General features: G+C 56.9%; 12 protein-coding genes, 1 tRNA gene and 1 pseudogene. 8 read left to right on the top strand and 6 right to left on the bottom strand.

Annotated features, from left to right (window positions below; all coding sequences use genetic code 11):
* Positions 1 to 23: 23 nt before the first annotated feature.
* Positions 24 to 596: a rubrerythrin gene (gene rbr / locus ACLQMU_RS03840; RefSeq protein WP_422149488.1), complete on the bottom strand. Its 573-nt coding sequence runs from the start codon at positions 594 to 596 to the stop codon at positions 24 to 26.
* A 341-nt stretch (positions 597 to 937) separates the two neighbouring features.
* Between rbr and ACLQMU_RS03845 the strand changes: the two genes are divergently transcribed.
* Positions 938 to 1639, top strand: a complete 702-nt coding sequence (locus tag ACLQMU_RS03845) for a hypothetical protein (protein ID WP_443673552.1) — start codon at positions 938 to 940, stop codon at positions 1637 to 1639.
* 116 nt (positions 1640 to 1755) lie between these two features.
* Here ACLQMU_RS03845 and ACLQMU_RS03850 read toward each other — a convergent pair.
* A tRNA-Lys gene (locus ACLQMU_RS03850) sits at positions 1756 to 1829 on the bottom strand.
* A 108-nt stretch (positions 1830 to 1937) separates the two neighbouring features.
* On the opposite strand from ACLQMU_RS03850, the gene ACLQMU_RS03855 reads away from it, so the two are divergent.
* From ACLQMU_RS03855 to ACLQMU_RS03865, 3 genes are read left to right on the top strand one after another with little or no spacing between them, the layout of a single operon-like run.
* Positions 1938 to 3407 (top strand): DHH family phosphoesterase, encoded by a 1470-nt coding sequence (locus ACLQMU_RS03855; protein WP_422149490.1) that lies wholly within the window; start codon positions 1938 to 1940, stop codon positions 3405 to 3407.
* Between the two features lie 43 nt (positions 3408 to 3450).
* Positions 3451 to 4077 carry a 6-hydroxymethylpterin diphosphokinase MptE-like protein gene (locus ACLQMU_RS03860; RefSeq protein ID WP_422149491.1) on the top strand — a complete coding sequence of 209 codons (627 nt, stop codon included), beginning with the start codon at positions 3451 to 3453 and terminating at the stop codon, positions 4075 to 4077.
* On the top strand, positions 4067 to 5728 hold the full coding sequence (locus ACLQMU_RS03865; protein ID WP_422149492.1) for a radical SAM protein: 1662 nt from the start codon (positions 4067 to 4069) through the stop codon (positions 5726 to 5728). The genes ACLQMU_RS03860 and ACLQMU_RS03865 overlap by 11 nt, the downstream gene beginning before the upstream one ends.
* Before the next feature lie 10 nt (positions 5729 to 5738).
* On the opposite strand, the gene ACLQMU_RS03870 is transcribed toward ACLQMU_RS03865, so the two are convergent.
* Positions 5739 to 6872, bottom strand: coding sequence for a CBS domain-containing protein (locus tag ACLQMU_RS03870; protein WP_422149493.1), 1134 nt, complete (start codon positions 6870 to 6872; stop codon positions 5739 to 5741).
* Positions 6873 to 6925: 53 nt separating this feature from the next.
* Here ACLQMU_RS03870 and ACLQMU_RS03875 point away from each other — a divergent pair, with 53 nt between their 5' ends.
* Together ACLQMU_RS03875 and ACLQMU_RS03880 are read left to right on the top strand one after the other, a co-directional pair.
* Positions 6926 to 7195 carry a PRC-barrel domain-containing protein gene (locus ACLQMU_RS03875; protein WP_422149494.1) on the top strand — a complete coding sequence of 90 codons (270 nt, stop codon included), beginning with the start codon at positions 6926 to 6928 and terminating at the stop codon, positions 7193 to 7195.
* An 84-nt stretch (positions 7196 to 7279) separates the two neighbouring features.
* Positions 7280 to 8014 (top strand): tRNA(His) guanylyltransferase Thg1 family protein, encoded by a 735-nt coding sequence (locus ACLQMU_RS03880; protein ID WP_422149495.1) that lies wholly within the window; start codon positions 7280 to 7282, stop codon positions 8012 to 8014.
* A gap of 348 nt (positions 8015 to 8362) precedes the next feature.
* Here ACLQMU_RS03880 and ileS read toward each other — a convergent pair whose 3' ends face one another.
* The 3 genes from ileS to ACLQMU_RS03895 are packed head-to-tail and all read right to left on the bottom strand — an operon-like array spanning position 8363 to position 11992.
* Positions 8363 to 11542, bottom strand: coding sequence for an isoleucine--tRNA ligase (ileS, locus tag ACLQMU_RS03885; RefSeq protein ID WP_422149496.1), 3180 nt, complete (start codon positions 11540 to 11542; stop codon positions 8363 to 8365).
* A gap of 56 nt (positions 11543 to 11598) precedes the next feature.
* Positions 11599 to 11766 carry a hypothetical protein gene (locus ACLQMU_RS03890; RefSeq protein WP_424040861.1) on the bottom strand — a complete coding sequence of 56 codons (168 nt, stop codon included), beginning with the start codon at positions 11764 to 11766 and terminating at the stop codon, positions 11599 to 11601.
* 49 nt (positions 11767 to 11815) lie between these two features.
* Positions 11816 to 11992 (bottom strand): hypothetical protein, encoded by a 177-nt coding sequence (locus ACLQMU_RS03895; protein ID WP_424040862.1) that lies wholly within the window; start codon positions 11990 to 11992, stop codon positions 11816 to 11818.
* A 99-nt stretch (positions 11993 to 12091) separates the two neighbouring features.
* Between ACLQMU_RS03895 and ACLQMU_RS03900 the strand changes: the two genes are divergently transcribed.
* Positions 12092 to 13414, top strand: coding sequence for a D-aminoacyl-tRNA deacylase (locus ACLQMU_RS03900; protein WP_422149998.1), 1323 nt, complete (start codon positions 12092 to 12094; stop codon positions 13412 to 13414).
* Positions 13411 to 13633: pseudogene (locus tag ACLQMU_RS03905) on the top strand (cell division protein FtsZ); the annotation flags it as partial. The gene ACLQMU_RS03900 and the pseudogene ACLQMU_RS03905, both read left to right, overlap by 4 nt.

Below are 13633 nucleotides of genomic sequence, written 5' to 3' on the forward strand. Positions count from 1 at the left end.
ACCAAAAAAAGAAAGGCTATTCTTTAGAAATTCTCTGCGTAGATCTCGAAATACGCTTGGGGGTGACCACATGCCGGGCATTTTGCAGGGGCAGTCGTCCCCTCATACACGTACCCGCACTCCCGGCAGTACCATTTGACTGGCGCGTCACGTTTGAAGACCGTTCCCTTTTCGAGGTTGGTCAGGAGCCGGTTGTACCTCTGCTCGTGGTACTTCTCGACCACCGCCACCTGCCGGAAGAGGTTTGCGATCGGGGCAAACCCCTCGTCTTTTGCCGTCCCGGCAAACGTCGGGTAGAGCGTACCCCACTCCATCAGCTCGCCGTCGGCGGCTGCCTTGAGGTTCTCTTTCGTGGTCCCGATCACGCCGGCGGGGTACGCGGCCATGATCTCCACCATCCCGCCCTTGAGATACGAAAAGAACTGTTTTGCATGCTCTTTCTCCTCCTCCGCGGTCTGTAAGAAAATGGCAGAGATCTGCTCGTACCCTTCCTGCTTTGCAACCTTGCCAAAATAGCTGTACCGGTTCCGGGCCTGCGACTCCCCGGCGAATGCCGCGAGGACATTCTTCTCTGTCTTACTGCCGACAAATTCCATAGTTGTCTCCACTCGTAATGATCTGGGACGACATTTCGGGAACGGTCCTTCCCGGTGCATCCCCCATGGGTGGCTACGGGCTATCCTATCCCTTCACGCCCTTCTCAACAGACGATGGAGTTCTGTTGTAATCAATTTTATTGTTCTTTTCAAACCGCGAAAAATCATTTTCCATTTGAGAATTGGAAGGAATATTTATGTGCATGGTTTTAGAACCCGGATTACGAACTGATGGTGAAGGATTAATCACCCTTTAAGTTTTTCTTTTGCCAATTCTATTGATACACCTATAGGAATACGTCGAAAAAGTATTTTCCCAACGTAAATAATTTACAGCAAATATGGAAGAAATTTATTACGTTTACTATGGTTTTATTGCATTCATTGTTTCGTTAATGCTCGGAATAATTGGAATGACATCCGCTTCTTGGTTCTTCTTGATTCTTGCACCCCCACTTTTTATTATAGGCAGCCTATTCGCGGTCACATCCTTAATTGCTTGGTATATACATCGAAACGATCCGGAATCAAAGGTGGGTCGTGATCCCAATTGGGTCGCCATTCTCTTGGGGGCGTTTATTATTTTCGGATTTTACCTCATGCCGGTAATGCCTGTCAATCTTCTTGGATTGATGACGAAATCGATAACTATTTCAGATTACATGAATTCTTGTATCAATTTAACGCCTGCCTGCAATAGTTCAACTCCAATACTTCTGTTTTGTGTATTTTGGGGATGGGGACTTTCATATATTGCCATTGGTCTTTCGCAAAAGAGAGGAAATTTGTCTATTGATGACAACGGAAAAGACGTAAAGCCAGTCGAGTCGGTTAGTCTAGTTAAGCCTATTAATCAGGTCGTGGGGTACCAAACAATTTTCAGGCCTGAACCCGAACCCGAGAAAATAATTTCGAAAATAGTGATCCTTGACAAACCTAAAATAAAACAACCGCCAAGGAAATATTTTGTTCGAACCAAACAGTTTTTAAAATTGTTTTTTCAAAAGACTTGCGATTTCCTCTTTGAAAAGGAAGATCCCTGATTGCGGTGGTTTTTTAGAAAACACAAACTTACCTCCCAAAAATCCCGCAAAAGGGGGAAAGGGACCGGGCAGCGGATCCGGCTGTGGTGGATTACAAGAGAACACGATAAGAAAAGCGGGCCTGAAGGGATTTGAACCCTTGACCTGCGGATTAAGAGTCCGCCGCTATGCCGAACTAAGCTACAGACCCACGTAGCCTAATAATGTGGCCGGTACGGCCGAATAAATGTTTTGGAATACGGCAAAAGGATACCCGGAGAATCCCTTTATACGTGGGCGTGGCACATCTTCTTCTTACATGCCTGACACCGCCGCGTTTGAGTCGGCAGCCCCGATGAAATACTGCATCTTCGGGTGCGGGACAAACGGGTACAACATCATCCTTGAACTCGCGAAGGAGAACGAACGCGTGATCGTCGTTGACCGTGACGAATCGCGCGTGCGCCACCTCCGCGACCAGAAATACGATGCGTACGTGCGGGACATCACATCCTCCGAAATGCTCGTCGGCCTGCCTGCATTCGAGATTGCCTTTGTGATGACCGGCGATGCGGATGCCAATCTTGCAGCCGTCCTTGCTGTAAAAAAACGGTACCCCTCCGTACAGGTGATCGCCCGGGCGGTCGACCCGGTCACAGGTGGAAAGCTTACAGCAGCCGGTGCGGACCTGGTCCTTTACCCGCAGGAAGTAGTTGCAAAGACCGCGGTCTTCCAGATCAAAAAACAGCATGCAAGCCGGATCTCGCAGAGGCTCTTCTCGCTCCTTGCCGGCTGGGACGGTATCCTCGGTATCATCACCCACAAGAACCCGGACCCGGACGCCATCGCGAGCGCCATGGCCCTTGCCGAGATCGCACGGCACGCAAACTCAAAGACGCTTACCACCCGTATCCTCTACGAGGGAAACATCGGGCACCAGGAGAACCGGACGTTTGTCAATCTCCTCGATATCAAGATGGAGCACCTGACCATGGAAGCGCTGCAGAAATGTACCTACCTTGCCATGGTGGACTGCTCGGGCCCGGGTGCAAACAACGATGTCCCCTCCCAGACGAAGGTCCAGATCATCATTGACCATCACAAGGACGGGAACCACGCGGCGGGCCAGGGCACATTTACCGACATCCGGCCCGGTATCGGGGCGACCGCGAGCATTATGACCCAGTACCTCCAGGAGCTCGATATCCCGGTGGACAAGAGGGTGGCAACCGCGCTCCTCTACGGCATCAGGACCGACACGAAGGAGTTCAAGAGGAATGTCACCCCGCAGGATCTCGGGAACGCCGGCTTCCTCCTCCCGCTCACGGACGCTGATCTCCTCGACAAGATCATGTCGCCGTCCATGTCGCAGGAGACCATCGACGTCATCGGGAAGGCGATCCAGAACCGGAAGATCCAGAGCGGCTACCTCTTCTCCAATGTTGGCTTCGTGATGAACCGTGACGCTCTCCCTCAGGCAGCCGACCTGCTCATCACGCTCGAAGGGGTGAACACGGCACTCGTGTACGGGATCACCGACACCGCGATTGTTATCTCGGCCCGGAACCGGGACATCCGTCTGCATGTCGGGAATGCACTGGCCGAGGCGTTCGGGAATATGGGGGATGCAGGAGGCCACCCGAACATGGCGGCGGCAAACCTTCCGCTCCACTATTTCGGCAATGTCTCCGATAAGGTGGGGCTCCTGAACATCACCATCGACCCGATCCTCCAGAAGTTCAAGAACCTCGTCGGCATTGAAAACGAGGAAAAGAAAAATGAGGAATGAAGCCACACCGGTTCCCTGCCTCCCCGTCAAATGCTGGTGATTCATGGATTTTGCCGAATGGGAGCCGCATTACCTCGAAATCCTCAGATATTTCGGGTTTTCCCGCGAAGATGACGAAAAAGCCGCCGCCCTGCTTGCAACACTCATCGGCCGTGATGACCTCCCCGCACTCTCCCAAATGGTAACGGGGCACGATATCGTGGTCTGCGGGAATGCACCCGGCCTTAACCGGGAACTCGGCCACATCCCGGAGGGCAGTGTGGTCTTCGCCGCAGATGCAGCAGCCGATGTCCTCTTCACGCATGGAATCCGGCCCGATGCAGTTTTCACTGACCTTGACGGGGCGACCGAACTGCTCATCGACATGAACCGGGCCGGGACGATCGTTGTCGTGCACGCCCACGGGGATAATATCCCGTTCCTACGGCACTGGGTGAAAAAATTGACCGGCCCCGTTGTTGCCACCACGCAGAGCACCCCCTTTTTGCACATCCACAACTTCGGCGGGTTTTCCGATGGCGACCGTGCGGTCTTTGCTGCTGACGCGCTCGGCGCAAAAACGATCAGGCTGGTCGGATTTGATCTCGATGACAAGAACGTCGACCCGGTCAAGCGTGGGAAACTTATGTGGGCAAAAAAACTCATTGCCCTGATCGGCCATGACACCTGAAATATCCAGAGCATCCGGGGCGATCATCCTCGACGGGTACGTGGACGAACCCGCGTGTCTCGGGGTTCCACCATACATCTCACCGTATATCCGTACGGTTGCCGGGGCGCTTGGTGCACACGACTTTGCTGTCCGGTACCTCACGATCGACCAGCTCAGGAACAATCCGCAGCGAATGCGGGAGATGAACCGGGCCGGCCTCCTTGTCGTTATCGCCGGTGTCACGGTGCCGGGAAAATACCTTGGCGGCACTCCGGCCACCCTCACCGAGATCCAGCAGGTGGGCCACATGATCCGGGGCCCGAAAAAACTGATCGGCGGTCCCATCGGCTTCGGGTACGCCGGGGAGGGTGGGAAGAAAGCGGTCAGGCAGGTCATTACCGGTTTTGACACGCTGCTTCGCGGCGAGCCGGCCGTAGCGCTTGACCGGTACCTTGCCGGGGATGAATCCGCCGGGATATTTGATTATGCACTGACCGACCCGTGGAGTGTTGCAGGTTCCGGAATTATTGTGCAGCACCCGGACTTCCCGTACGTGATGTGTGAGCTCGAGACCGCCCGGGGCTGCTCCCACGGGGCGATGGGCGGATGCTCGTTCTGTACCGAGCCCTTCTACGGCCGGCCACGGTACCGGACAATCAGCGGTGTTGCGGCAGAGGTTGCAGCGCTGTATTCACATGGCGCCCGCCACTTCCGGGTCGGCCGGCAGCCGGACATCCTCGCCTACGGTTCCGGGGAGGGCGAGTACCCGGCCCCGCGCCCGGATTTGATCGAGGCGCTCTTTTCTGCGATCCGTGCCTCGGCGCCGGCACTCAAAACACTTCACATTGACAACACGAATCCGGCAACTATTGCCCGGCACGAGGAGAAGAGCCGGGAGGCACTGGACGCGATCATCCGTCACCACACGCCCGGCGACGTCGCCGCGTTCGGTATGGAAACCGCAGACCCGGTCGTGATCGCGGCAAACAACCTCAAGGCGCAGCCGGACGAGGTCTTCCGGGCGATAGAAATTGTCAACGAGATCGGCGGGACCCGACGGGGTGGGATCCCGGAGCTGCTGCCGGGCCTAAACTTCGTCTGCGGGCTTGCGGGAGAAACTGCGGTGACATACGACAGGAACGAGGAATTCCTCACCCGGGTGCTTGCGGCCGGGCTCATGGTCCGGCGCGTCAACATCCGGCAGGTGATGCCCTTTGAAGGGACGCCGGTATACACGGATAATACTCTCGGGAAACATGAGCGGCGGTTCCGGGCCTTCAAGGAGTTTGTCCGGCAGAAGATCGATCTCCCGATGCTCCGGTGGGTATTCCCGGTCGGCACTGTTCTCCGCGACGTGCGGATCGAGATCTCGGATGAGCTCTCGTTTGGCCGGCAGCCTGGCTCGTACCCGATCCTCGCAGGTTTCCCGGTGAACCTTCCCGTTCGCACCGTGATAGATGCCGTGGTAGTGGACTGGGGGATGCGATCAGTCACGGCACTTCCGTTGCCGCTCAACGTGAACACCCTGCCTGCATCAGCGCTCCGCTGGATGCCTGGCGTCGGGAAGAAACGGGTTGCTGCTGTGCTCGCAAAGAGGCCATTCAAGGATGTTGCGGCATTTACAAAGATCGCAGGGGGCTCGCCGCTCGACCCTTTTCTCGTCTGCTAAAACCTGTTTTTTAGATCTTTTTTAACTCGGTCACCTTCAGGATATCGGTGCGGGTCACGATCCCGACGATACGATCCTCATGAACGATCGGAATCCTGCCGATATTCCGGGTTGACATGATCCTGAGGGCATCTATCACCGATGCCGTGGGAGGGAGGGATACGATATCCCGGGTCATAATATCCTTGACCTGCATCGCCTCACGGTCAATGGACGAGGTGCGGTTTACGTCCGCAAGAGTCACCATGCCAACAAGCGTGTCGCGTTCGATGACCGGGAAGCCGAGATGCTTGCTTGCGTACATCATCTCGATAACCTTTGAGAGTGGCAGGTTTGAGGGCACCGTTGTCACCGGTGCGCTCATCATGGTACCTACGGTCACATCCTGCAGCAGGAAATTGTACTGGACTGCCGTAGACTCCATGCTCGCCCCGATGTAAATGAAGAGAGCGATCAGGATCAAAAACGGCGAGAAGAAGTATAGCCCGACAATCCCGAAGATCACAGCGAACGCCTTGCCGACATTTGCCGCGATCCGTGTCGCACGGTGCAACGGCATCCGGGCCGCAAGTATCGCCCGGAGCACCCGGCCACCGTCCATGGGGAAAGCAGGGATCAGGTTGAACGCAAAGAGGATGATGTTGAGCACCCCGAGATACCCGAAAATAAAGACAAGTACGCCCTGGAGTGCGGGATCCGGGGTCATCTCCGGGGTTACGTACACGAGGCCGCAGCAGACAAGCCCGAAGATAAGGCTCATGATCGGCCCGGCGAGTGCCATGGGGAGTTCCGTTCTGGGTTCCGGCGCCCCTTCGTCCATCTGGGCGACGCCGCCGAACATCAGGAGCGTGATGCTCTGCATCTTGATGCCCTTGGTCCGGGCGACAAGCGAATGCGCAAGCTCGTGGACCAGCACCCCGAAAAAGAGGCCGAGTGCGACTATTGTCCCGAGGATCCAGGGCATGTATCCCGCGGTGATGGTGCTGGAATCGATCCCGATATTGAAGATCTCCTTGAGCATGTCGGTCGTGGCCCCGATCTGGCTGCCGATAATATACGCAAACAGCGGGATGATGAGCAGGAATGTCCAGTGGAGCAGGATGGGGATACCAAAAATCCGCCCGATTCGAAGAGATCCATCCATAAAGTATGGATTATCTTTTTAACCCATATGGTATATACTTTCATCAGATAACGATGGAAACCCAGATTACGGATTTATTCGGGCTTCAGATTTACACTGACAAAGGCATGTACATCGGTGAAGTCGACGATGTAGTCATCGACGTGGATTCAAAGAAGATCGAATCGCTTGTTGTCGGGAAGGTAAACGAGCAGCTCTTCGAGCTCAAGAATTATAAGGGCCTTAAGATCCCCTACCGGATTATCGGCGCCATCGATGATATCGTGCTCATCCGCCACCTTCCGGGCGCATTTGCCGGTTCCGGCACCATCGAGGAAGAATAAACGGATTTTTTTAACATCTATGATAGTTCCGGCGGTGCGGGGGCCGCCACCGTTTTTTCTCTCCCGTAAAACAGGTGCATCCTTATGGAAAACCGGGAGATCTTTTCAAATCTTGCCACGATTCCCCCGGTCTTTGTCCGGCTCGATGGCCGCGCATTCCACGGGCTGACCAGGAGGTTCGGATTTGCAAAACCGTTTGACGACGGGTTCTGCAAAGCGATGGTGGGGGTCTGCCAGTCACTGGTCGCAGAAAGCGGTCTTACGCCGGTTTTTGCGTACACGTTCTCTGACGAGATCAGCCTGTACCTCAGAGAACTCCCCTTCTCGGGCCGGGTGGAGAAGATCGATTCAGTGGCCGCATCCTACGCGGCAAGCGCCCTCACCCTCGTCCTTGGTGCAAAAGAGCCGCTTGCCTTCGATGCACGGATTGTTCAGGCGACACCCGAATCCGCTATCGAGTACATGACCGGCCGGCAGGACGAGGCGTGGCGCAACCACCTGAACGCCTACTGCCAGCAGGCGCTGATCGCGGAAGGAATGGACGGGACCGACGCGGCACGAAGGCTCAAGGGGATGCAGGCGCAGGAGCTTCACGAGATGATGCACAAGCGGGGTGTCAATCTCGCAAAGACGCCGGCCTGGCAGCGCCGGGGGGTGCTTGTCTGCAAAAAGGAGATCGAAAAAGAAGGCTACAACCCGATCACAAAAGAGCACGTGACAGTGACACGGAGCATGGTTGCAGCGGATCGCGATCTCCCGCTTTTTTCGACGCCGGAAGGGCAGGCGTTTTTGCAGAAGCTGATCTGCGGTGGGGCATAAGTTACTCTGGCGCTCGGGCACCGTTATCCGGGCGGCCAGCTTGGCAGCGCAACCGTACCCGGTTCGATCGGTCGTGCGGGAACTGGTGGCAGTTTACGTGCTCCGTCGGTGGAGTGGGGAAATCCGGGTAATTTTCCGGTTTTCGCCGCGATCTGCCGGAATTTTTTTGGGCCCGTGGACTTTCGCGCAAGGAAAATTCCGGGAGTTTTACTAGGCGGGTTTGGGTTTGTAAATGTGAAAAAACAAGGTATGATGGGAAACATCCCGATCCGATTCTCTTCCCGCCGCCAGATGAGTGAATGCATTTTAGGTCTTGCGCCCCCCCCAAAAAAAGAAATTCAGCCGGTCTTACGCCGCTTTCGAGATGCCGATCGTCATCGCAATGCCCTCGACATCCCAGTCCTTTGCGAGCTGGTGCACCGGCGCCCTGCCTTCGCCATCCCGCCGGAGGGAGAGCTCCTTTGCCCGGACCTCGTCCGCGATCCCGGCCTTCCAGCCGGTGCTGACAAGCCCGCAGATGCGCTCGTCGGCAATGGCCACATCGGCCAAAATGAAATCCTCGACCGCAAGATCGAGCTGCCGGCGCATCTCCTGGATCCGGCGGATCACCTCGCGGGCGTAGCCCTCCGCTTCGAGCTCGGGAGTGAGGGCCACATCTACGTACACCGTTGCGTCCTCCATGGGGGCCGAGAAGATACCGACCGGGAGTTTCTCCGTGAACGTCACGTGCTCTGCACCGATCTCGAACGCTGCACTGCCGCTCGTGAGCGTAAATGTCTGCCCGGCGTCGACTGCCATCTTGATCGCGTTCCCGTCCGCGGCCTCGATGAGCCCCTTGACCTTGAATGAATCCCTGCCAAATCCCTTCCCGAGCGCTTTCATCACCGGCTCCGCGTGCCAGCCGATCCGGTCCCACCGGCCCATCACGACCGTGACCCGGCGGGCGTTCGCCCGGTCTTTACAGACCTCGTTAAGCCGGACGACGGCCCCTTTGACATCCTCCTTTGCGGTCACGATCACGACTTCCTCCACCGGCCAGCGGAGTTTCCGTTTGCCTGCCTGCCGGGCGTTCTGCACCGCATCGTCGAATGAGCGGACGAGCTCCATGGCGTGTTCCAGTTCCGCGTTGGTGAGTGCATCATCGCAGGCCTGCCAGTCGAGCATATGCACGCTCGCGGGATCGTTCCTGCACCGGATGTTGCCGTAGATCTCCTCGGTGATGTGCGGGCAGAAGGGGGCCATAAGCCCGATGAGCCGGCGCATCACGTAGTAGATCGTCTCATAGGCAAACCGTTTCTCCTGCGATTCGCCTTCCAGCCACATCCGGGGCCTGACCAGCTGGACATACCAGCGCGAGAGGTCTTCGAGAATGAAGGTGACGAGCTCCCGGGTCGCCCGGTGGAGCTGGCACTCCTTTGTCGCCGCATCCACGATACCGGCAACGGTATTTATGCGGGAGATGATCCACCGGTCCTCGTCCGGGAGCTGCCGAAGGTGAGCGGCAACAAACGCTCCGTTCCAGACCCCGTCCTGTGACTGCGGCTCGAACCGGTCGAGGATCATATACGGGATCGGGAAACGGTACACGTTCCAGAGGATATTTGTCGCACGGTTCACGGTCGCGACCCCGTCCCAGTTGAACTTCAGGTCGTCCCAGGGGGCTGATGAGGAGAGCACGTAGAGCCGGAGCACATCGACACCGACTTTTGCGATCACTTCTTCGGGAGTCACTACGTTCCCGAGGCTTTTTGACATCTTCTTTCCCTCGGCATCGAGTGCAAAGCCGTGCATGCAGACGCTTTTGTACGGCGCCTTCCCGAACGCGATGGTGCTCGCGCCCAGCTGCGAGTAGAACCAGCCCCGGGTCTGGTCCTGGCCCTCGGTGATAAAATCTGCCGGCCAGAGTTTCCCGAAATCCGCCGTCTCTGCCGGGAAGCCAAGCGTCGCCCACGATGCAACCGCGGAATCGAACCAGACATCGAAGATATCCCCCACCCGGTGCATCTCGCCGCCGCACGTGCACGGGATCGTTACGTCATCTACAAACGGGCGGTGGGGATCGGGTACGGGTTTCCCGCTCGCCTTTTCCAGTTCCGCAATGGTGCCGATGACCCGGTACCTGTCGCATTTTGTGCAGACCCAGACCGGGATCGGGATGCCCCAGTAGCGCTGCCGGGAGATACACCAGTCACGGGCCTCCTTGATCCAGTCGTAGAACCGTGCGCTCCCCGCCCACTCGGGGTACCACGTGACCTTTTCGACCTCGGAAAGCATGAGGTCGCGGATCTCCGAAGCTTTCAGGAACCACTGCGAAGTTGCCCGGAAGATGATCGGTGTCTTGCAGCGCCAGCAATGGCCGTACCGGTGGGTGATCTTTTCAGTGGCAAGAAGGTGGTCGCACAGGGCGTCGAGCACGTCCCCGTTCGCGTCACGGACAACCTTCCCGGCAAATATTCCTGCAGCGGGTAAAAACTTCCCGGCACCGTCGACCGGGCAGACGATGGCAAGGTCTTCTTTTGCCCCGAGCACGTAGTCATCCCAGCCATGGCCCGGTGCGATATGCACCAGGCCGGTATTCTCCATCGCAACAAAGTCTGCGGTCACGACCCGGTGTGCAATCTCGCGCTGGAGCGGGACCTGCTCCGCGAGCGGGGATTCGTACTCCCAGCCAGCCAGTTCCGAACCTTTCTTTGTTTCCAGTGTCTCGAACTTCTGGTACCGCCCTTTTTTCAGCACCGGCTTGATGAGCGGTTCCGCCATCCAGAGGTATTCCTCGCGGCCATCTTTTTCTGCACGGACTCTTGCGTAGATAAAATCCTTTGCCACCGCGACCGCGACATTGGCCGGGAGCGTCCATGGCGTCGTCGTCCATATGACCAGGTACTCGTTTGTCTTTCCCCGGATCGGGAACTTCACAAAGATCGAGGGGTCGGTCTCGTCCCAGTATTCAACTTCGGCATCCGCGATCGCCGTTTCGCACCGGGGGCACCAGTTCACGACCCGGTACCCGCGTTCCAGCATCCCTTTCTCATCGGCCCGTGCAAGGGTCCACCACGCTGCCTCCACGTATCCCGGTGTGATTGTCTGGTATGCGTTTTTGAAGTCCAGCCAGACCCCCAGGCTCTCGAACTGGGCGTCCATCAGTTTCTTGTTTTTTATGGCAAATTCCCGGCACTGCTCGATAAAACGCCCGATCCCGAACGTCTCGATATCTTTTTTTGAGGAGAACCCGAGTGCCTGTTCGACCTTGACTTCGATGGGAAGGCCATGCATATCGTAGCCCGCACGGTCGATGACGTTTTTCCCGTTCATCCGCTGGTACCGGAGAAGCGAGTCTTTTATGATCTTGTTCCACGCGGTGCCTAAATGGATCTGCCCCGTGGTATACGGCGGGCCGTCAACAAAAAAAAACGGTTTGCCGGCGTGCCGGAGCTCCTTTACTGCCCGGTAGGTCCCGTGGGTGCGCCAGTACTCCTGCACCTCGCGCTCGATATCCTTTGCAGAAAAGTTCGCGGTGACTTCCTTCACAAAATCCCTCTGTTACGATGGCGGGATGCCCAAACGTATCGATGAATGTTGGCTCTTTATGACAAAGTAGTTTTCTTGTACCGACCGGTTTTAAACAAGGGTTTGCTCCCGTCCATATCGGGCATCGCATAGTCCTGGACGATCGCATCAAAATACTGCCGGTTGAGCAGATCCGGCGCTTCGGCAAGAATACGCCATCCCCGGCGGCACCTCCACGATCTCAAACGGGCTCGTGCACCCGGGCGACAGATAAAAAAAGCTCTGTTTATCCGTTCATTTGAAGCAGCCCAGCTGGCAGGCCCGGATCTTGATCCCGTGCGTGTTGCAGTACTCGCTGATCGCCGCTTTCGGAATCCCGTGTTTTTCTGCGATCGCGAATGCCTGCGGGCAGGTGATCACCTTTGCTATCTTCTCCTCCGCAAACACAGTTTCAATCTTTTTTTCGTCCATGGTACCAGTGTGGTGTACCCTCATGTATGATAGGGTTTATGAACCCGGCACCAGGAACCATGCGCCACGCGAGGCTTTTCGTGGAGAACCGCGTATAAAATGACCATGAAGGTAGCGCTCGTCAATTCCCGCAAGGACGTGGCGGGATGCAATATCAGGCACCATATCGAACTGTGCCTCTCGGGGAATACCCGCCCCTCCGGGAGACCGGAGAGAAACTATGAGTTTTTTTATGTTGACGGGAGGCTCATCCATGCAGAGGGCGTTGACGCCGGCATCGATGCGGACCTGCTCATCTTCCTCTCGCGGCACACGAGCGTCAATCCGGTACCGGTACTTACAGTTCATGCCACCGGGAACTTCCGGGACGCGGAGCTGGGAGGGCGTCCCCGGACGCTTGCCCCGGCAGCGCCGGCGATGATGCAGGCAACCCTGCGGGCGCTGGCCCGGCACTGCCCCGGGAACTACCGGGTTTCCTATGAGATTACCCACCACGGCCCGACAGGGTTGACCCATCCCTCGTTTTTTGTCGAGATCGGAAGCACGGAAAAGGAATGGGCCGACCCGGCTGCAGGCCGGGCGGTGGCAGAGGCGGTGCTGGAGGCTGAGCCCCTCACAAACGCCGTCCCGCTTATCGGTTTTGGCGGCACCCATTATGCTGTGCGGGAGACAGGTATCTCCCTTGCCACCCGGGGGGCGTTCGGGCACATTGCCCATACACGGGAGATCGCATCACTGGACGAGGATATGTGTCGTTCGATGATCGAAAGGAGCGGGGCGGTTGCTGCGTATATCGACCGTAAAGCGCTCGATCATGCCTGCCTCGGGCAGCTTACCGGGCTGCTCGATCACCTGGGGGTCCCCCGGCTTTTTGAGAGCGAAATTGCCGCACTCGGGAAACTGTCATGGGAAACCTACCGTGCGGTGCGGGATCTGGCCATGACTGTTTCTCCCGGGGCACGATGCTTTGTCCACGCACTTGAAGGCACCGGCCCGCTTACGGTTATCTCCCTTGACCCGGTGCTTCTTGCCGAGGCGGCAAAAACCGGGGAACCTGACCTGATCAGGGGCTTTGAGCATCTTTCGCTTGCCCATCTCGCCACGCAGGACAACCGGCTGCTCCAGCAGTTTGTGGTTTTTCGTAAAGATTCTTCGGAAATAATAAATGCTTTAAATACGTTGTGCGTAAAAATCATACGTAGCAAGGAAATCACAGCGACGGAACGTGATTGCCTGATCATCAGAAAGGTCCGGTTCGACCCCCAAAAAGCGCGCGAACTGGGAGTACCGGCCGGGCCTGCCTACCGAAAGCTTGCTCTTGGGCAGGCAGTCGATCATGAGGGTCGGGTAATCCTGCCAGAAATGGTATCGGTCCGCACTGAAACAAAGATCCACATCCCGGGACTGGAGAAGAACTCATGAGGTCGATTGTTGAAGAGGCACTCACAAAGGCAAGGGACGAGACTGCGTCCCCATCGCAGAACAACGAGGATCTTGATCAGATCTTAAGCGAACTCAAGACCGAGATCACCGTGATCGGCTGCGGTGGCAGCGGCTCCAACACCATCACCCGCATGATGGAGGAGGGGATCCACGGCGCCAAACTTATCGCCGTCAATACAGATGCCCAGCACCTGATCC

The organism is Methanoregula sp. (assembly GCF_052325125.1).
In the GTDB taxonomy this organism is placed as follows: Archaea; Halobacteriota; Methanomicrobia; order Methanomicrobiales; family Methanospirillaceae; genus Methanoregula.

Excerpts from the sequence above, each read along its gene's own strand:
- ACLQMU_RS03855 (WP_422149490.1), top strand. The coding sequence starts at position 1,938 with ATGCCTGACACCGCCGCGTTTGAGTCGGCAGCCCCGATGAAATACTGC.
- ACLQMU_RS03895 (WP_424040862.1), bottom strand. The coding sequence starts at position 11,992 with ATGGACGAAAAAAAGATTGAAACTGTGTTTGCGGAGGAGAAGATAGCA.
- ACLQMU_RS03865 (WP_422149492.1), top strand. The coding sequence starts at position 4,067 with ATGACACCTGAAATATCCAGAGCATCCGGGGCGATCATCCTCGACGGG.
- ACLQMU_RS03870 (WP_422149493.1), bottom strand. The coding sequence starts at position 6,872 with ATGGATGGATCTCTTCGAATCGGGCGGATTTTTGGTATCCCCATCCTG.
- rbr (WP_422149488.1), bottom strand. The coding sequence starts at position 596 with ATGGAATTTGTCGGCAGTAAGACAGAGAAGAATGTCCTCGCGGCATTC.
- ACLQMU_RS03860 (WP_422149491.1), top strand. The coding sequence starts at position 3,451 with ATGGATTTTGCCGAATGGGAGCCGCATTACCTCGAAATCCTCAGATAT.
- ACLQMU_RS03880 (WP_422149495.1), top strand. The coding sequence starts at position 7,280 with ATGGAAAACCGGGAGATCTTTTCAAATCTTGCCACGATTCCCCCGGTC.
- ACLQMU_RS03900 (WP_422149998.1), top strand. The coding sequence starts at position 12,092 with ATGACCATGAAGGTAGCGCTCGTCAATTCCCGCAAGGACGTGGCGGGA.
- ACLQMU_RS03875 (WP_422149494.1), top strand. The coding sequence starts at position 6,926 with ATGGAAACCCAGATTACGGATTTATTCGGGCTTCAGATTTACACTGAC.
- ACLQMU_RS03845 (WP_443673552.1), top strand. The coding sequence starts at position 938 with ATGGAAGAAATTTATTACGTTTACTATGGTTTTATTGCATTCATTGTT.